This is a genomic window from Staphylococcus sp. 231237_7MaSpsaltlick (assembly GCF_043107035.1).
This window is the reverse complement of the sequence record NZ_JBICNX010000005.1, coordinates 17,927-38,449: the sequence shown is the minus strand read 5'-3', so window position 1 is coordinate 38,449 and position 20,523 is coordinate 17,927. Positions and strand designations below refer to the sequence as shown.

Here is a 20,523-nt window from a genome sequence, read left to right as displayed (position 1 = left end):
TGGTCACCATTGCCAAACCCTTGCATAAAACTAGGGATTTTTCACTTTAGTCATCTACTGCTTAAATAACTACACAATCTTAGACATCTATTTATGACCATGACCGTCCATCTCTAATTTACGCGCTTTTCTTGTATACCTCAAATAAATTAATGCAAGTAGAATAAACCATATTGGCGATAACACAATACCCATTCTCGTATCAGGAACAAAGAATAAAATAATTAATACGAAAACAAAGAATAATTGAACCGTTCTTGCCATGTTTATGCCACCAGGAAGTTTAAATGCACTCTTTTTATGATTTTCTGGATGTGATTTAACGTATTTCGCATAAGAATGCATGATAAACATCCACACAATAACTAACAATATAGTTGATATTGCTGTTACATAAAAGAATACTTGAGTTGCATTAGGTATTAAGTAATTGAGCAACACTGTTATAGATAATAACGCACAAGTCACTAAAATTGCGATATACGGTACGCCTTTTTTATTAGTTTTCATCAATAAATGATGTGTTTGCTTTTTCTCTGATAATCCAAATAGGATTCTGCTATTAGCAAAAATACCACTATTACACGCTGACGACGCAGCTGTTAATACTACAAAATTGATAAGTCCTGCTGCAAATGGCACACCAATTAATGCAAATAAACTAACAAATGGACTGTTATTCGGATCAATATCTTGCCATGGAATAATAGACATCATAACCGCCAATGCTCCTACATAAAATAATAAAATTCTTATAGGCACACTATTAATTGCTTTCGGTATCGTTCTTTCTGGATACTTCGTTTCACCTGCTGTAATACCTAAAATTTCAATACCTGTAAATGAAAATACTACCATTTGGAATGACATGAAAAAGCCAGATGCACCATGTGGAAAAAATGAACCATTATTAAAAACATTAGATACACTCGTTTTTCCAAAGGGTGTCTGTATCGCAAATACTATCATTACAATACCTACAACAATCAATGCGATAATTGTAATTACTTTTATAATTGCGAACCAAAATTCTAATTCTCCAAACATTTTTGTACTTGTTAAATTAAATGCCATTAATATCAAAATACATGATAATGATGTTATCCAGTTTGGTAAATCTGGCACCCAAAATTCTACATATTTTGCAACTGCTGTAATTTCAGCCATACCAGATGTAATCCAAGTTAACCAATATGTCCAACCAGTTACAAACCCCGCAAACGGACCTATTTGATCATGTGCGATGTCTGCAAATGTTTTGTACTCTGTGTTATGTAATAACATTTCTCCCATTGCACGCATAAACATAAACAATACGAAACCGACAATAATATAAGTTAGTAAAATGGATGGCCCCGTTAAACTTATGGATTGTCCTGCCCCTAAGAATAATCCTGTTCCAATAGCGCCACCAATCGCAATAAGTTGAATATGTCTATTGCTTAACTCTCTGTTTAAAGTATTCGTCATAAAACTAGCCCCACCTCAGTTGTTTTTAAGCATAATTAATATATGTTCAGTTTATTTGCCCCTTTGTTTTACTATAAATAAACTAATTTAAATATTGCATGCATATACCTCACAATGCTTGGTTGTATAATATTCTTTTTTTCTGAAAATTACAACTATTGATATAAAATTATTTAAATATCATTGAGGTTTTACAATTTTAAATTTTTCAACGCATTAATTGATTAAAATATAAACATTTAAATTAACTGAGAATTAAATTTTATTTTTAGATAAAGCTTTCTACTAGCCATTATTTCACTTTTTATTAAAAAGTATTCAAATAATTCAAATAAATGTTTGTAATAGGTGTCCCACTTCTATACACTGAATTAAACACTTCAGTAAAAATTGATTTCTGAGTGGATAGAAAGTTTGGTGTAAATGGAAAAAGATAAAAAGAAATTGTTACGTAAGATGGTCAAACCGTTTGAAAAAACGAGCTATACAAAGAGTACAATCCAAATAATCAATACAATAATCCCCCTCCTTGCGTTGTTAGTAGCAAGTGGGTTTTTATATCAAGTACATTGGTCATTAGCAATTATTATTAGTATATGTGCTTCAATCTTTTTAATTAGAACGTTCATTATTTTTCATGATGCATGTCATGGTTCATATTTAAAAAAACAGAAGCATAATGATTTATTAGGTAATGTGACAGGTTTTTTAACCTTCTTTCCCTATCGAAAATGGCGTAGAGAACATTTAATGCACCATGCAGGTAGTGGGAATTTGGAGAAGCGTGGCATTGGAGATATTTGGGTCATGACAGTTGAAGAATATCAAATTTCGTCTCGTTTTAAACGTTTAACTTATAGATGTTATCGCAATCCATTTGTAATGTTTGTTTTAGGACCGTTTTTCTTAGTATTTGTATCTAATCGCTTTAACGCAAAAGGTGCTAAAACAAAAGAACGTACTAATACATGGCTTAATAATATTTTATTATTAGTCATTTATGGGGGGCTTATTTATCTATTAGGGGTTAGTCAATTTTTTGCTATTTTTGCTCCTATGGTCTTTATTTCAGGAATGATCGGTATTTGGCTCTTTTATATCCAACATACTTTTGAAGATTCCTATTTTGAAGAATCATCCGAATGGGATTATGTTAAAGCAGCTATTGATGGCAGTTCTTACTATAAATTACCAAAATTTATTCAATGGATAACTGGTAATATCGGGTATCATCATGTGCATCATTTAAACCCTAGAATTCCAAATTATGCTTTAGAAGCCACGCATGACAATGTTACACCATTACATCATGCAACCTCAATTACGATTAGAGAAAGTTTCGCTTCGTTAAAATTTAAATTATATGATGAAAGCCATAAACGCTTTATCACATTTAAAGAATTTGCATTAAGACAAAAACAGCCTTCGTAAATATAATATTACTTATACACAGTAAAATATAATTACTCTAACACACTACTTGATTCTCAAAGTTCATGAGGATTGAGTAGTTTTTTACGCCCAAAAAATTTTGTGCGTCATTTTTTAAAATTCATAAAATAATTAACTTTTAAACGATTAGCAAAGCTAATCTTATTTTTATCATTTAATAAATAATTCAAAACAATTAATTATTACATTGCGTAAGTATATAAAATAAATTATAATACTTATCTATATCACAATATAATATGAATTTTAAAAAGAGGAGAATGTTATGTTTATAAAGAAAAATGAAAAATTTGGTATTCGCAAATATAAATTTGGAGCTGCTTCAGTACTTTTAGGTACTTGTCTAGCCATTGGTCTAAGTGCTTCTGGGGAGGCAAAAGCATCAGAGACTACGAATGAAGAAACAAAAATCGATTCAAATAATCAAAACAGTGCAGCACAAAGTGAAAACAATACATCAAATGAGGTTGCTATTAACAATGAAATAACTGCACCTAATGATACAGCGTTAAATAAAAATGATGTAGAAAAGACGGAATCCGTTAACAATGATAAAAGAATCGAAGCAGATGAAACTTTAAAAATTGAAGATAGCACTAAACTTGAAGAATCACCTCAAGAAGATATGAACGATAAAAACGAAAATGTTAAATTAGATACGAACAGAAACAATAAAGACGCTAGTTCTGGTGAACAAACACCATCTAACTCTGTACCAACTTCTAACGTAGCCCATTCGCAAAATGAAACTACGCAATCTGTCGCTACATCTGAACAAAACACACCACAGAAAAATGAAGTAAGTGAACCTAATAAAGATAAAGCACAAATATCATCAATTGAAAACATTACTTCACCAAAACGCACAATTTCTACATATAATGCTACGAATCCAAACCCTGAAGTATCTAGTAATGAAAATGTAGTTGGTAAAGATGTAAGTGATAAAATTACTGTGGTTAATAGTAATATTGAATCAAATGATACGGTTAAACCACATAACGGTGAAAAATCAACCTTAAAATATGAATTATCGTTTGGTGAGGGTGTTAAAGAAGGTGATTATTTTGATATTTCACTTTCTAATAATGTAAATACACGAGGCGTATCTGCCATAACTAAATTTCCAGAAATTAAAAATGGAGAAACAGTTATTGCAAATGGAAATATTTTAGAAAATGGTAAAATTAGATATACATTTACAGATTATGTTAATAACAGAGAGAACATAAAGACAAATTTGTCTCTAAATTTATTTGTCGATCCTAAATATGTAACTAAAGATAGTAATCAATCAATTGTTGCAACAATAAATGGACATAAGACTCAAAAAGATGTTTATATAAAATATTTAAATGGTATAAACAATGCCGGATTAAGCGTTAACGGAAGTATTACTTTATTAAATAAACAAAATAATACTTTTTCTCATCTCGCTTATATTAATCCAAATAACTTTAAAATTTCTGGTGCCACTGTTTATGGTCAAATACTTAAAGGTAATCATCAAGACGGTAATATACCATCCGTAAAAGTTTTTAAAGTAACTAAGCCTAATGAATTAAACCAAAGCGTATATGCCGATACTTCAGATACTTCAATGTTCCAAGATGTAACGAACAACGTTAATTTAAATGTTACTAATGGTAATTATCAAATAGACTTTGATAATTTAGATAGTGTCTATGTAGTAAAATTTGATAGCGCTTATGATGGTGATGCGCAATCACTAACATTTAGAACAACACTTTCAGGATTCTCACCATATTATGAGAATTATTATACGCAAGCAAGTTGGGATAACGGAGTTTTATTCTATCAAAATAATGCAAATGGAGAAGGAACCGACCCGAAACCTAAACCTGAACCAACACCTGATCCGGAACCGACACCTGACCCTGAGCCAACACCTGATCCAGAACCGACACCTGACCCTGAGCCAACACCTGATCCTGAACCAACACCTGATCCTGAGCCGACACCTGATCCTGAACCAACACCTGATCCTGAACCGACACCTGATCCTGAACCAACACCTGATCCTGAACCAACACCTGACCCTGAGCCGACGCCTGATCCAGAACCAACACCTGATCCAGAACCGACACCTGATCCTGAGCCAACACCTGATCCTGAGCCAACACCTGATCTTGAGCCGACACCTGATCCAGAACCAACACCTGACCCTGAGCCGACACCTGATCCTGAGCCGACACCTGATCCAGAACCAACACCTGATCCTGAGCCAACACCTGACCCAGAACCAACACCTGATTCTGAGCCTACGCCAAATCCGGAACCGACATCTGAAGAAAATAGAGAGCTCTCAACTAAAGATAAGAAAGTTGAAGTTTTACCAAATGAACACAATAAAGTATTTGAACTCAACTCACAAAAATATACAAAATTAAATATAGAAACTATCAATACTAGTACGACTGTAAAAGCTAGCCCAAGCAATACAGTAATAAACAACTCCGGTTCAACAACAGATGCTCCACAGTCATCAGCTGAAAAGAAACAATTACCTAATACTGGTGAAAAAGAGCATAATACAACTATTTGGAGTAGTTTATTACTACTAATAGGTACTACACTTCTCTTCTTTAGAAAAAAGAACAAGACGAAAAGTGATACGTCTCTATAAATAAAACACAAAGTAGTTTATTTGTCACTGACTGAAATTTAAAACTCAAGTAAGTTGAATTTCTCTTTGTTTTATGAAAGTTATATAGTGCTAACAATATAATCAATTTTAAAATTTTACTTAATATCTTATCGTTTTACATTAAAATACGCTGCAAGAAATAATCTAAAAAATTATTTCTTGCAGCGTATTTTCCATAAGTTATAACAAAAATTCATTTAATATATTCATACATATTATAATCAAGTCTATGCATTTATTTTAACGTGTATGTTTTTAATGTCTTCTGGTGTCGTTTGGCAACAACCGCCAATTATTTTAACACCCTGTTTTAACCACTTGGAGACTTGTTCAATAATCAAGTGACTGTCGCCCTTACTCTCCCACTGCTTTGTTTCCGCATTATACTGTGCGCCACCATTAGGATAAAGTGCAATTGTCTGCGGTAAACTAGTGAGCCCTTTATCGATTGCTTGATTAACACCAACTACAGAAGAACAATTAATACCAAATATTGGAATTTCTTCTTTATGTGTTTTGATATATTCGCATAAATCTTCAAAATTTGTACCATCAGATAAATTACCAAAATCATCTACCGTTACAGATAACCAAAATGTTTGATTCTTATAATACGGCACAATATACTCAACAATAGCTTTAACCTCTTCAAATTTAGGCACCGTTTCAAAAACAAAATCATGAATCCCTCTTGTAATTAATGCATCTATACGTGCGCGATGAAATTTAAAATAATCCTCGTAGCTTAATTCATAATCACCTGTATACTCAGAACCATCACTTAAATATGCGCCATAAGGTCCTAAACTACCAACGATTACTTGCGTTGAAGCAGTCGATTCCATGATTTGACCAACAGCTGTAGTAAATAACTGCTCTATTTCAATATCTTTCAATCCAATATCTGAAAATGTTTGATAACTTGCTTGATATGTACTCGTAAGTAATATGTCTGCTCCTGCATCTGTAAATGCTTGGTGTGCTTCTTTAATTTTGACAGGATTATTTTTTAATACTTCACTCGACCATAAAGATGAATTTAAATTACACCCTGCTTGTTCCAATGTTGTTGCTAATCCACCATCTAACACTAATGGTGATTGATCTTCTAACTTTTCTAATAACCTCATTTATTTGCCTCATTTCTTGTGGTACTTAACAAAATAATATAATAATGCGATTGTTGCAAAAGGTATACCAAAATAAAGGGCTGGTGCTTGATTAGAGTCAAAAATCATTCCAACACACGATACTAAACATAAGATAAATCCAATAATAGGTACCGATTGATGTATCTTCAAACTGTGATCAATTCTTTTAGCATTAAAGTAAGAAACACATATACTCATCCAAACAATTACCACTGCTAAACCAGCAATAGACACGAGTACAACATATAGTGAATCGGCTGCGTAAACGCTGGATAATAAAGCTAACAAGCCTCCTACCATACTAAATAGCGTCGCATTTATAGGCATACGATATTTATTTAAACGTCCAAACCATTTAGGAAATACACCTTCATTTGATAAACTCCATATCATTCTGCTGGCGGCATATAACCCTGAATTAGCAGCAGATAATAATGCTGTAATAATCACCAAATTCATAATATCCCCAGCGTATGGAATCCCCATTTTTTGGAAAATAACCACGAAAGGACTTTCTAAAGATTTCCCTTGATAGCTAGGAATTAATATCGAAATAATAACCATCGTTCCTATAAAAAAGATAACAAGCCTCCATAAAGTGGCGCGTATCGCCTTAGGAATTACCTGCTTAGGATTTTCCGTTTCACCGGCCGCAATTCCTATCAATTCTGTTCCGCTAAATGCATAATTTACAGCCAACATTGTTAAAAATACTGCTCCTATACCATTAGGGAAAGTCGGATTAGTATATCTCTGCGTAATGGTATTTATGCCTTCATATCCACTATAATGAATCATGCCTAAGATGACACATATACCTAAAATAATAAATACAATTATGGTAATCACTTTTACCATTGAAAAATAAAATTCTACTTCCGCATAAAACCTTGTCGATACGATATTAAAAATCAATACTAATATAATCGCACTGGCAGCAAATATGTATTCGGGTATTTCAGGAAACCATTTTTGCATCAAAATGCCTACCGCAGTAAATTCAGACCCTAAAGCTACCGTCCACGTTAACCAATAAAACCATGCAACGATATACCCCACAGATGGGTGAATATATTTGCTAGCATATGTATGAAATCCTCCTGTTACAGGATGTTTAATAGCTAATTGTCCTAAACAAAGCATAACTAAGTATACAAGGATTGAACCTACTAAATAAGACAATACAGTTCCTAGCGGTCCCGCTTGCTGTAATGTATATCCAGAACTTAAAAATAAACCTGTACCAATGACGCCGCCAAAACTTAATAACATAAGATGACGCTGCTTCATCGCACGTTTGAATGTCGTTTGTTCCATTGTATGTGCTCCTTATCTTTAAGTACTCAATATATAATTTTTTATATTATTAATCATTCTATTGATTTCTGAAAATTTAGTCAATATAAAGTTACAAAATATACTAAGCTAAGTTCAACGCACATACGCATACAAGATAGGAAGTTACTTGAAAAAGTAAGCGTTATCTTGTTAACTGAATTTTCTTACTTTTATAAAAATTCAGTTTTTAGTATTGATTTTCATTCTACATGCCATTAACATGAAATATAAGTAATAAGTAATAGGTAAAGGAGTAATGTAATGACAGAACATAATGATTTAGTAACTTCAACACAGGAAATTACGAAAGAAGCTTTACATAAATTAGGTTTTGACGATGGCATGTATGAACTCATAAAAGAACCTTTAAGATTTTTAGAAGTACGTGTACCCGTCCGTATGGATGACGGAACGGTTAAAACATTTACTGGGTATCGTGCACAGCACAATCATGCTGTTGGTCCTACTAAAGGAGGAATTCGTTTTCATCCCGATGTAAATAAAGAGGAAGTCAAAGCATTATCTATGTGGATGACGTTGAAATGTGGCATCACAAATCTACCCTTTGGTGGTGGTAAAGGTGGTATTATCTGTGACCCTCGACAAATGAGTAATCAAGAATTAGAACGTTTATCCCGAGGCTACGTTAAAGCCATTTCACAATTTGTTGGCCCTGAGAGTGATATTCCAGCGCCAGATGTTTACACAAATCCGCAAATCATGTCTTGGATGATGGATGAATATAGTAAGATTAATCGTTCTAATGCCTTTGCATTTATTACGGGTAAACCCCTTTCTTTAGGTGGTTCACAAGGTCGTAACCGAGCAACTGCGCTAGGTGCAGTTATCACAATCGAAGAAGCAACAAAGCGTAAGAATATTGATATTAAAGGATCTCGTGTTGCAATTCAAGGCTTTGGTAATGCTGGAAGCTTTATCGCAAAGATCTTACATGATATGGGTGCTAAAATTGTAGCTATTTCTGAAAGTTTCAGAGCGTTACATAATCCTAACGGTCTAGATGTAGATCGTCTCGTTGAACTCAAAGAGCAACATGGCAGAGTCACACAATTATTTGATGATAGTATACCTAAAGAACAATTATTTGAGGTTGATTGTGATATTTTAGTACCTGCTGCACTATCAAATCAAATCACTGAGGATAATGCGCATCAAATTAAAGCAAAAATTATCGCTGAAGCAGCTAATGGACCGACAACACCAGAAGCGACGCGTATTTTAACTGAGCGTGGCGTCTTAATTATTCCTGACGTTTTAGCTAGTGCTGGTGGCGTAACTGTCTCTTACTTTGAATGGGTACAAAATAATCAGGGTTATTATTGGCCTGAAGCTGAAGTTAATATGAAACTTCGTGAAAAAATGGTTGAAGCATTTAATACAATATATGACTTAGCAGAAGATAGAAAAATGGATATGCGTTTAGCTGCTTATGTCTTAGGAATCAAACGTACTGCTGAAGCATCACGCTTCCGTGGTTGGGCTTAGCGTTTAATACGTAACAGGCCGGTTCATAAAGCGTGTAAATAATGAAATAGATATTGTATATAACATCCACTGGCGTTAAATGACGTTAGTGGATGTTTTTGTTTATTTATCACTAACCTACTACTTAATAAACACCAATTAATACCAACAACGTAAAGTTTTCTACTTAAAATATATTTTACATCTATGTAAGTTATTTATTATATATTACCGTTTTATAGAAATTCGAATTTTCAGATTTATTTGAAATACAAAATAATTATCTATATACTTATTTACAATAAAGGGGAGGATATACATTATGAAAAATAATATTTACGGTAATGTTCCATGCTTTTTAAATAGTAAGAACCTGACTCAAACAAACACTTTAGACACAGATGTCATAATTTATGGTGCACCGTTCGAAGGCGAAAGTACTTGGGGCGATTATACTGGAGTTGAATTAGGTCCAAAACAAATACGCAGTTGTTCCGCGCGCTACAGCCAATATTTACCTGAATTAAATCATATTGATATCAGCGAACACTTAACTATCGGAGATGTGGGTGATGTTCCTTTTGTCGCACACGATAATAAACAAAGTTATGATAATATTGCAAGTTTTACTAAACCACTTTGGGAAAGCGAAAAATTTTTAGTTGGTTTTGGTGGTGAACACGGTGTTACATACCCTATCCTTAAATCTTTAACAGAAACTGGTAAAAAAGTTGGCATCATACATTTAGATGCTCATTATGATAATATGCCCGACTATGAAGGTGAATCTTATGCACGTAACACGCCTTTTATGCACCTTTATAACACCGAGGGCATACGAAATGAAAGTATTATTCATACAGGCATCCACGGTCCTAGAAATCAACCTGCTACTGGACGTTACGCTCAAGAAGCTGGCGCTGTTACTTTAACAATTAATGATATTCGTGAAGCTAAAGATTTAAAACAATATGCTCGCGACATTTACGATCAAGCAAGTCAAAATGTTGACGTTGTGTACTTAACAATTTGTAGTGATGTATTGGACTTTGCTTTTAATCCAGGAGGGCCCGTAGACGGTAACGGCATAACTTCTTATGAATTATTAACGATGATTCATGAATTTGGTAAATTAGGTCTTTGTGGTATGGATTATGTAGAAGTATACCCAATGATGGATGCCAACCAGAACTCAGCCCACTTTGTCTCTACAGCAGTACTATATGTGCTTGCTGGCCACGTCGCTTATTTAAATCAATCAAAATAATTTGAGGAGTGGTTTAGATGATAAAAAGTGCTAAGAAAGTTTTACGTTCACTTGGTCCAGGAATGATTATTACAGCCTCTTTTATTGGTCCAGGTACTGTGACTACCATGACTCAAGGTGGCGCAGGATTTGGATATAGTTTACTTTGGGCAGTAGTATTTTCCATCATTGCTACAATTGTGCTACAAGAGATGATTATTCGTTTATCTCTTGTCACGCGTGAAGGTTTAGGCGAGGCTATCCAAGACTTATTTAAAAATAAAATTGGCAAGCTGATTATAGTTTGGTTCACTTTAATCGCAGTAACCATTGGTTGTGCAGCATATATCAGTGGTGACTTGATTGGCACCTCACTTGGTGCTTCATATTTGCTAAATTTGCCTGAGCATTGGGTAGCTCCGGTAATCGGATTCTTTATATTACTAATCGGCTTATTTGGTAATTATCGTTTTTTAGAAAAAATAATGATCGTACTCATGGTTATTATGGGCATTATTTTTATTACTACCATGATTGTAATAAAGCCGGATATTATTGGTATCTTAAAAGGCATTTTTGTCCCTACAATACCAGATGGTTCAATTCTCACAGTTATTGCACTTATTGGTACAACAGTTGTGCCCTACAACTTCTTTATCCATTCTACGGCAGTCCATGAACGGTTTGGCCACATAAAAGAATTAAAATTCGCACGGTGGGATACAATCGTCTCGATATCAATAGGTGGTATCATATCTGCCGCAGTATTAATCTCTGCAGCCACTTTAATTCAAGGTAAAGAAGTCACAAGCGTTATACAGCTTGCAGGGCCATTGGAACCTGTATTAGGCGACGCAGCTCCAATTGCAATCAGTATTGGATTATTTGCTGCAGGTCTATCATCAGCTATTGCTTCCCCCACAGGCGCTGCTGCTACTATTAGCAGTCTACTCGGATGGCAAGGTGGTATGAACAGTAAAAAATATAAGTCTATATTTACGATTATTATAATTATAGGTATTATCACTTCGGCCTTAGGCTTTGAACCGCTTCAAGTATTACTCATTGCACAAGCTTTAAATGGTATTATCTTACCTATTGTGGCCATTTTAATTTTTATTATTATTAATAAGAAAAACTTAATGGGTCACTTTACGAATACCATTTGGCTTAATATTATCGGGGGGATAGTGGTTTTAGTTGTAAGCTTTTTAGGTATTTATAGTTTAATTGATGCTATTAGTACTTTTATGTCCTAATCTTTTATAATCAAGTATCGTCGTCTTACATTCTCTGTACAACTTCTAAATATAGTTTTTCAAGCTACTAATCAACTGTATTCACGGGAGATTAGTAGTTTTTTGTTTTTATAGAGTGAATTATAACTTTTCTATTTTCCCACATGCATAAATAATAGCGTAAAATAGCGCTTCGACTTCTAATCAACCTAGAGGTTTAGTCTTTATTAATATAAACAATGTTGTTTCTCTATCGCTGCCAATTAGCCTTTAACCTTATTAAGAACATGATAGAAAAAAGTAACTTCTCATTACAAAAAATAGCTAACTAAAATACATACTAAAACCCTCACTACCTTTATTATGTAATGAGGGGCTTATCATACATATGATAATGCTATATATTTTCACTCTAGTATTTGCTTTAGTTGTTCAAACATTTTATTGTATCCTTCTTCTGTTTGCTTTTTAGCATCTTCCTTTGATTGTTCGTATGATTGTTTATTAAATGTATCATCTAATGGTACTTTTAAACCTTGATTAAATTTAACTTGCGTCTCATTTTCTAAATCTATAAATTCAACGGTTATGATATCTTCTAAATAGCTAAATTGAGGCATTTTAAACGAATACATCAATTTATATGGTTTTACAATATCCATATAGGTGCCTGTGGCTCTATATGTTTTACCTCCTCTTTCATCAACTATCTCCCACTCCCCATTTATTTCAAACTGGTTCTGTGCTACTTTATTTGTCTCTTTAGTAGTAAATAACCATTGCTTAAAAACATTTGGATTTGTCCATGCTTCAAACACTTTTTCGACCGAAGCGTTCACCTTAAACTCCATATCTAAATTAACGATTTCCCATTCCACAATAGTCATCCCCTTAGTATCATTAGTTACTATATCTTTTTCCTCTTTTAATACCTATAAACCACAAATACTCAGCATTTTTAGCTGTAGTCTTTACTTTTTTACATCGCATTAATGCTATAAATTTACATTAAAGCACTAACATTACGCATAATACGTGCTTTTTTGTAACCATGTAAATCATGTAATTCTTTATAAGCGCTAAATAATTTTTTGTAAATACGTACTTGTTGAGGATCTGGTTCTACTTGATAAAGCACTGGTTCTTTCATTGCTTTTATAGCTGAATTAAAATCAGGATGTGCACCACCACAAATAGAACCTAAAATTGCTGCACCTATGGCTGGTGCATATTCACTATCAATTATAGTAATCTTTTTATTCAATATATTGGCATAGATTTCCATGAGCAAACCATTCTTTTTAGGAATACCACCACAAGCAAACACATGATCAACTTCCATTTGCCATCCTTGGTATTGTTGCATAATCATCTTTGCACCAAAAGCGGTTGCTTCCAAATATGCACGATATATTTCCTCATGTTTTGTCTGTAGGCTCATCCCAAAGATACTGCCTTTTAAATTACTATCACTTAATACGCTACGATTACCGTTATGCCAATCTAAGGCGATAAGACCACTTTCACCTGGATAAAGTTTAGACGCTTTTTCATTAAGTAAATCAAATATAGAAATCCCACGTGACTCTGCTACTTTAACGTAATCATAAGGGGCTTGCTTCGCAATATATTCAAATAAATCGCCTACTGCCGTTTGTCCCGCTTCATAAGCGTATAAATCTGGGATGATAGCTCCTTTAACTGAGCCAGAAATACCAGGAACTTTATGTTGCTCTTTATTAAGCATTAAGTGGCATGTACTCGTTCCCATGACCATTGTCATTTCTTTATCTTTTTCCGAACCAATACCTAATAAACTTGCATGTGCGTCAATAATAAAAGGACTAACTTGTGTATCTTGTGACAGTCCTAACTTGTCAGCCATCTCTTTACTCAGCGTACCGACACTATCACCTATGTTAACCACAGGCGCATCAACTTTTGTACGTACAATGTCTGATAAATCTGAGTCTACTTTATCAAATAAATCATAATGAAAACCCGTCTCTTCTTCCCAAAAAGACTTAAATCCTAAGCCACAATTAGACCTTACATTCTGACCAGTCAGACGATTTACAATCCAGTCGCCTGCTTCCATAATATTTGCAGTAACGGCCATAACTTCAGGCGCTTTATTGTTAACTTCCATGATTTTAGGAATCATCCACTCACTACTAACATTAAATCCATAGTAACCTAACCATCTATTTTTAGCTTCTAGTGCCGTCTTAAATAGTAAATCTGCTTCATCTTGTGCACCATGATGTTTCCATAACTTTACATAAGCGTGTGGATTATCTTGAAAACCTGCTTTGTTGTGTATAGGCTCCATTTGTTCATCTACAAATATAACTGTTGAAGACGTAAAATCAATACCTATGCCGACGATTTCAGAAGGTGAAATATCAGTTTTTTCTAAAATTGCAGGAATACCTGTTTCAATGACTTCCATATAATCATTACCATTTTGCAGCGCAAAGCTTTGAGGTAGCTTTTCTCCACCTAACGTGCCTTCTATTGTGCCATGTGTATAATTTTTTATATATTGCCCTTCAATTTTTCCATTTTCAGTATTAATCAAAAATGCTCTTCCTGACCCTGTACCAAAATCAACACCTATACTGTAAGTCATTGTTTAAGCCCCCATTCACTTTCTAATAAGAAAACGCTTTCTTAAAGCATAATTAAGATTGTTACAAAAATCAACATAAAAAATCATAAAACGACAAATAAATGCATTATAAAGCAAAAATAGTTTGACAAACACTTATGTAAGCGTTTACTATTAGCGATATAAACATAGATGAACAATAAAAAACAAGGAGATGCGCAAATATGAAAATTCAATCGAATGCTTTCCGATTAACTGAACCTGGTCAATTCGAACAAGCTACACTTATTCATGATTATGACGATAGAGATATTATCGTTAAACCAACAAAAGCAAGCGTCTGTCATGCAGATTTACGCTATTATACAGGTAACCGTCGTCCCGAAGCACTTGCAGAAAAATTACCTATGGCATTATTTCATGAAGGAATCGGTATTGTTGAAGATTCCAAGCATCCGGACTTTATTCAGGGAGATAAGGTTGTCATCGTTCCAAATATTCCTTCTTATTTACGTAAACAATCATTTGCGCCTTCTTCCTATCAAGATAATTATGATGAACACGCATTATTTATGGGAAGCGGCTTTGATGGTATATGCCAAGATAAGCTGGTTGTACCTGGAGATAATGTAGTTAAAGTACCTGATACTTTAGATGAAGATGTTGCTTTGTTAGCGGAATTATGTTCTGTTTCGTTATTCCCTATCAATCAGCTTGAACATATCACTACGGATAACTCTCCTCAGGTTGCTATATTCGGTGATGGTCCAGTAGGTTATTTAGCAGCCACTGCATTACATTATATTTACGGTATTGAGCAAGAACAATTATTAGTATTTGGAGCTGTTGAAGAAAAATTAGCAGCTTTTGAAAGCTTTGCAACGACTCATTTAGTCTTTGACTATGATTTTGCACAACATCGTGGAGTTCATACTGTCTTTGAATGTGCAGGAGGCAAGTTCTCAGAATCTGCTATTAATCAAGCAATTGATTTAATTGATAGACAAGGCCATATTGTATTAATGGGAGTCACAGAAGAACGTGTCGGTATCAACACACGAGATGTACTGGAAAAAGGATTAACATTTTCAGGCAGTTCTCGCAGTACAAAGCGCGAATTCGAACAACTTATCAATGCTTTCAGTAACAAACAATATCAAAAAGCATTAAGACAATTGATTCCTGACAAATATTACCATATTTATAACACAGATGATTTGAAAGTAGCGTTAGATGATACAGCTGCACACAAAGGATGGAAGAAAACTTATTTACAATATCATTGGCAAAATGAATAAAAGGTGGTTTATAAATGAATAATTCAAGTTCTATTCTAGGTATGCCTCGACAAATTATTTGGGGCTATATTGGTATCATCATCTTTATGATGGGTGACGGGTTAGAGATCGGTTGGCTAAGCCCTTGGTTACATGGACATGGTTTCTCAGTTCAAGAAACAAGCTTACTCTTCTCTGCATACGGAGTTACAGTTGCTATAGCAAGTTGGTTAAGTGGGGTATTTGCGGAAGCGCTTGGCGGTAAACGTACCATGTTATTAGGTTTATTCTTCTATATTATCGGTACAATTTTCTTCGTCGGCTTTGCAATTCCTTCTCAAAACTTAGCACTAATGTTACCAGCATACGCATTAAGAGGTTTGGGCTATCCATTATTTGCGTACTCATTCTTAGTATGGATATCATATCGTTCAGAGCAAAAAACACTTGGCGCAGCAGTAGGTTGGTTCTGGTTTGTATTCACAGGTGGTTTAAATGTGCTTGGCGCCCTCTATTCTATTTGGGCAATTGAATATTTAGGCCACATAAATACATTATGGAGCTCATTAATTTGGGTTGTTCTCGGTGGGTTCTTTACTTTAATATTAAATAAAGATACACTCCCTTCAAGCCAAGGCAGCGCATTAGAAAAACTTAAAGAAGTATTTAAAGGTGTGACTATTGTAGCAGAAGAACCAAAAGTTTTATTAGGTGGTATTGTCCGTGTAATTAATACGACAGCACAATTCGCATTTCCAGTCTTTTTACCTATCTATTTATCATCCTTTGGCATCCCGACTTCAAAATGGTTAGCGGTATGGTCCACTATTTTTGTTGGTAATATCTTATTCAATCTTATTTTCGGTGTTGTTGGGGACAAAATCGGCTGGCGTAACACTGTAATGTATTTCGGTGGCATTGGTAGCGGTATTTCGGTATTATTGATGGGTTATGTCCCAATTTGGACAGATGGTAATTTAGTATTATTAACAATTGTTGGTTTCTGTTGGGGCGCGTTTATTGCAGCATATGTACCACTTTCTGCATTAGTACCTTCCCTTGTTAAAAAAGATAAGGGTGCAGCTTTATCCGTGCTTAATTTAGGCGCCGGTTTACCCGTATTTGTCGGCCCGATGATTGTTTACCTATTTATCGGTAGTATAGAAGCAATCGGTGTCATTTGGGTTCTAGCCATTCTATACTTTATCAGTACATTTATGACTTATTTTATTAAAATGCCAAAACATATGAAAAATGATGAATATCCATCATAATTAACAATAACCAAACAATATATTTAGGAGGTTGTCGTCGATGTTACCAGCTGAAAGAGAACAACATATTATTACATTTTTAAAAACTAATAAAAAAGCTACAGTACACACCTTAGCTAATGAATTCAATGTACATGAAGCAACAATTCGTCGTGACTTAAATAAATTAGAACAGTACAACCAAATCAAACGGACACATGGCGGCGTCGTATTAAATGACACTGAAGTTTGGGATGAATTAAACTTTGATGACCGTGAAACTAGCTATTATTATGAAAAGGTAGCTATAGGTCAAAAAGCAGCTGAATTTATTGAAGCGAATGACACATTGTTCATTGATTCTGGATCGACGACATTGCATTTTGCACGTGCACTTGCACAAAAAAGTAATTTAACAATTATTACTAATGACATCCATATTGCTTCAATTTTAAAATCAACATCTAACCAAGTAATTGTTACTGGTGGTACGTTATATAAAGACAATTACTTATTGAATGGTATGTTGACAAACGAAGCGCTTAAGCACTTTAACCCTTCGAAATTATTTCTTGCAACGCCTGCAATCGACTTAGAAAAAGGAGTTACGCATTTTAATGACACACTAGCTTCTACAAAAATACAAATGGTTAAACAAGCCAAACAAATTTATGTACTTACCGATAGCTCTAAATTCGATAAGGTGTCGCTTTATCATGTTTGTCCTAACGACATTATCGATGTGTTGATTACTGACCAAACTAACTCAAAAATTGATTGGGAAGCTTATCATAATCACTTTAATAAACTTATTACAGTAAATACAGATGCACAATCCGAAACATTCTAGCCACACAGTCAATCTACTAACACCATTTTCTATTTGTAAGAACATTGAAGCGTGCACCATTAGGTCTCGAACCTAGTGATGCACGCTTCTTATTTATATACTTCAAAATTAAAATGCCTCAACTTCCGCAAATTGTGATGCATACAGTTGCTTATAAGGACCATCCTGTTTCATGAGGCTTTCATGACTTCCCTCTTCCAATATTTGACCGTCTTTAATAAATATTATACGATCTACATCTTTAATCGTTGATAACCGGTGCGCAATAATTAAAGAAGTTCGATCTTCAGAAAGTTTTTTAAACGCTTTTTGAATTTTATTTTCTGTTTCAATATCTAGTGCGCTTGTTGCTTCATCTAGAATAATAATAGATGGATCTTTCAAAAACATTCTAGCAATCGATATACGTTGCTTCTGTCCTCCAGATAATTTTGTACCTCGTTCACCTACGAGGGTATCAAGACCGAATGGTAGTTCATTTATAAACGTTTCGAGTTGCGCGTTACGAATGGCATCCCATATTTGTGTTTCATCAGCATCTAAATGTCCATAGACAATATTATCCCTTAGCGTGCCAGAGAATAAGAAAACATCTTGCTGCACAACTCCTATTTCTGAACGTAATGATGCTAATTGGATAGATTGAATGCTTTGTCCATCTATTAAAATATCACCTTCATCCACTTCATAGAAACGTGGTAATAATGAACTAATTGTAGTCTTTCCGCTTCCACTTGGACCAACTAATGCAATCTTCTCACCTTGATGAATTGTTAAATTCATATGATTTAAAATGGGTGTCTCTCCATAGCCAAATGACACGTCTTTATACTCAATTGTCTCAGGTTTCACGGGCATTTTAGTAGCTTGTGGATCATCTTGTATTTCAGGGTCTATTGCTAAAATTTCTCTGAAATTGTTGAAACCTGCAATTGCTTTTGGAAATAATTCGATAATCATATTGATTTGTTCTAATGGTTTAAACAATACATTCGTAATCATAATAAAAGCTACGATCCCACCATAACTCAAGTCCCCATGTAATACGAAATAACTACCTACGATTAACACGATAACTAGTGTTAGTTTTTGGGCAATATGACTAATCGTAATATTCCACGACATGTAATTATATGCTTTTAATTTGGTAGCTCTAAAATTATCATTAATACGATTGAATTTCTGTTGTTCATGACGCTCATTAGTAAATGCTTGAACTAATCTGATACCGCCAACATTATCTGCTATCAATTCATTAAAACGAGACACATTCGCAAACAGCCCTTTAAATGCTCGAGACATTTTTTGACTGAAATATATAGCTAATATAAAAACAATTGGCACAACACAGAATGTAATTAGTGCTAATTTTACGTCAATTGTCAACATAATCACAAACGCACCCACCAAAGTCATAATAGATAAAAATATATCCTCTGGCCCATGATGTGCCGCTTCCCCAATATCCATTAAATCATTGGTTAGGCGTCCTATTAATTTTCCAGATTTTTGATTATCGAAATACTTAAAGTTTAATTTTTGAATATGACTATATAAATCATTCCGCATATCTCGCTCTATATTCGTACCTAATTTATGTCCCCAGTATGTTACTACAAATTTAAGCACTGATTCAGCAGCAAAGATGCCTAGCAATACTAATCCAAAAATCACAATAAGGTTCCAATTATTAGTTGGTAACAAGCGATCTATGTAAATACTTGTTATGAGCGGGAAAATTAATTCTAATAACCCAACAACTATGGCAGAACCAAAATCTATAAAAAACAACCCTTTGTATGGCTTATAATAATTCAAAAATGATTTCACAACATCCCACCTAATCTATAAATTATAAATGTGCATATGCATTACATTATGGATTAATTGATAATTATTATCAATGCTTTTTCGCAATTAATCTGTAGTTATTTTTACAATGATAACAGTTACTCACTCTTCATTTCGCGCCAATTCACAAAATTAATTAAATGTAACATTTATCGTCTAAACTCAATATACTTTCCCAATAAAAATAAGAGTGGATCAGAAACCAACTGCCTTAACGTTGATTTCGTATCACACTCCTACAAGAATATTAACTATTAATAATGTTGTTATAACGTTTGTTTTGTCATCTTGCACAATGAGTTTGGGACACAAACCCCTTTTTCTCAAAACAAGGGACTAATGCGTATTAAAAACGGGTTAGTCCTTGCTATATAACAACTTTACAATTTTGACCGTGCACGCTTACCTATAATATGCTTCCAGCCTGGAGTCTCTTACTTCTAATATCCGCTGGGCTTCAGTATGTTACAAAATCGTTAACGACTAGAATTTAAATGACACACTTATCGAAATGATAGATATAGATTCAACGAAAGTGTTTTTTATTTTAGCCCCACTATTTTAGAACAGTTCATATATATAATTTCAATAGAAATTGATGCTTATTCTCTAGTCAGAGATGTTTTAGGCCCC

The 20,523-nt window shown here is 34.0% G+C and carries 14 protein-coding genes; 8 read left to right on the top strand and 6 right to left on the bottom strand.

Translation table 11 applies throughout. From position 1 onward, the window contains the following. Positions 1-87 precede the first annotated feature (87 nt). The gene (locus tag ACF91D_RS10765) at positions 88-1,470 is read right to left on the bottom strand and encodes an amino acid permease (RefSeq protein WP_107549195.1); all 1,383 of its coding nucleotides are present in this window, start codon (positions 1,468-1,470) and stop codon (positions 88-90) included. A 423-nt stretch (positions 1,471-1,893) separates the two neighbouring features. On the opposite strand from ACF91D_RS10765, the gene ACF91D_RS10760 reads away from it, so the two are divergent. Together ACF91D_RS10760 and ACF91D_RS10755 are read left to right on the top strand one after the other, a co-directional pair. Beyond that, entirely contained in the window at positions 1,894-2,901 is a 1,008-nt protein-coding gene (locus ACF91D_RS10760) for a fatty acid desaturase (protein ID WP_039068947.1), read from the top strand. A 286-nt stretch (positions 2,902-3,187) separates the two neighbouring features. Then, positions 3,188-5,569: a fibrinogen-binding adhesin SdrG C-terminal domain-containing protein gene (locus tag ACF91D_RS10755; protein ID WP_327620818.1), complete on the top strand. Its 2,382-nt coding sequence runs from the start codon at positions 3,188-3,190 to the stop codon at positions 5,567-5,569. Positions 5,570-5,817: 248 nt separating this feature from the next. Here ACF91D_RS10755 and mmuM read toward each other — a convergent pair whose 3' ends face one another. Then, complete coding sequence (mmuM, locus tag ACF91D_RS10750; protein WP_107548765.1) at positions 5,818-6,720, bottom strand: homocysteine S-methyltransferase; 903 nt, start codon at positions 6,718-6,720, stop codon at positions 5,818-5,820. A 9-nt stretch (positions 6,721-6,729) separates the two neighbouring features. Next, the gene (locus ACF91D_RS10745) at positions 6,730-8,058 is read right to left on the bottom strand and encodes an amino acid permease (RefSeq protein WP_039068533.1); all 1,329 of its coding nucleotides are present in this window, start codon (positions 8,056-8,058) and stop codon (positions 6,730-6,732) included. Positions 8,059-8,340: 282 nt separating this feature from the next. On the opposite strand from ACF91D_RS10745, the gene ACF91D_RS10740 reads away from it, so the two are divergent. From ACF91D_RS10740 to ACF91D_RS10730, 3 genes are all read left to right on the top strand, one after another. Then, a complete protein-coding gene (locus ACF91D_RS10740; protein WP_069792804.1) occupies positions 8,341-9,585 on the top strand; it encodes a Glu/Leu/Phe/Val family dehydrogenase in 1,245 nt (414 codons plus the stop codon). 301 nt (positions 9,586-9,886) lie between these two features. Beyond that, positions 9,887-10,831, top strand: coding sequence for an agmatinase family protein (locus ACF91D_RS10735; protein ID WP_039068535.1), 945 nt, complete (start codon positions 9,887-9,889; stop codon positions 10,829-10,831). A 17-nt stretch (positions 10,832-10,848) separates the two neighbouring features. After that, entirely contained in the window at positions 10,849-12,069 is a 1,221-nt protein-coding gene (locus ACF91D_RS10730; RefSeq protein WP_039068536.1) for an Nramp family divalent metal transporter, read from the top strand. Between the two features lie 386 nt (positions 12,070-12,455). Here the strand turns inward: ACF91D_RS10730 and ACF91D_RS10725 are convergent, their stop codons facing one another. Together ACF91D_RS10725 and ACF91D_RS10720 are read right to left on the bottom strand one after the other, a co-directional pair. Next, the gene (locus tag ACF91D_RS10725) at positions 12,456-12,935 is read right to left on the bottom strand and encodes an SRPBCC family protein (RefSeq protein ID WP_232785905.1); all 480 of its coding nucleotides are present in this window, start codon (positions 12,933-12,935) and stop codon (positions 12,456-12,458) included. 116 nt (positions 12,936-13,051) lie between these two features. Beyond that, entirely contained in the window at positions 13,052-14,680 is a 1,629-nt protein-coding gene (locus ACF91D_RS10720; protein ID WP_039068538.1) for a ribulokinase, read from the bottom strand. A 203-nt stretch (positions 14,681-14,883) separates the two neighbouring features. Here ACF91D_RS10720 and ACF91D_RS10715 point away from each other — a divergent pair, with 203 nt between their 5' ends. The 3 genes from ACF91D_RS10715 to ACF91D_RS10705 are packed head-to-tail and all read left to right on the top strand — an operon-like array spanning position 14,884 to position 18,039. Then, positions 14,884-15,957 (top strand): alcohol dehydrogenase catalytic domain-containing protein, encoded by a 1,074-nt coding sequence (locus ACF91D_RS10715; protein ID WP_069792806.1) that lies wholly within the window; start codon positions 14,884-14,886, stop codon positions 15,955-15,957. Positions 15,958-15,971: 14 nt separating this feature from the next. After that, complete coding sequence (locus tag ACF91D_RS10710; RefSeq protein WP_107549693.1) at positions 15,972-17,210, top strand: MFS transporter; 1,239 nt, start codon at positions 15,972-15,974, stop codon at positions 17,208-17,210. A gap of 40 nt (positions 17,211-17,250) precedes the next feature. Then, positions 17,251-18,039, top strand: a complete 789-nt coding sequence (locus ACF91D_RS10705; RefSeq protein WP_107549692.1) for a DeoR/GlpR family DNA-binding transcription regulator — start codon at positions 17,251-17,253, stop codon at positions 18,037-18,039. 108 nt (positions 18,040-18,147) lie between these two features. On the opposite strand, the gene ACF91D_RS10700 is transcribed toward ACF91D_RS10705, so the two are convergent. Further along, the gene (locus ACF91D_RS10700) at positions 18,148-19,869 is read right to left on the bottom strand and encodes an ABC transporter ATP-binding protein (protein ID WP_101050493.1); all 1,722 of its coding nucleotides are present in this window, start codon (positions 19,867-19,869) and stop codon (positions 18,148-18,150) included. Positions 19,870-20,523 lie beyond the last annotated feature (654 nt).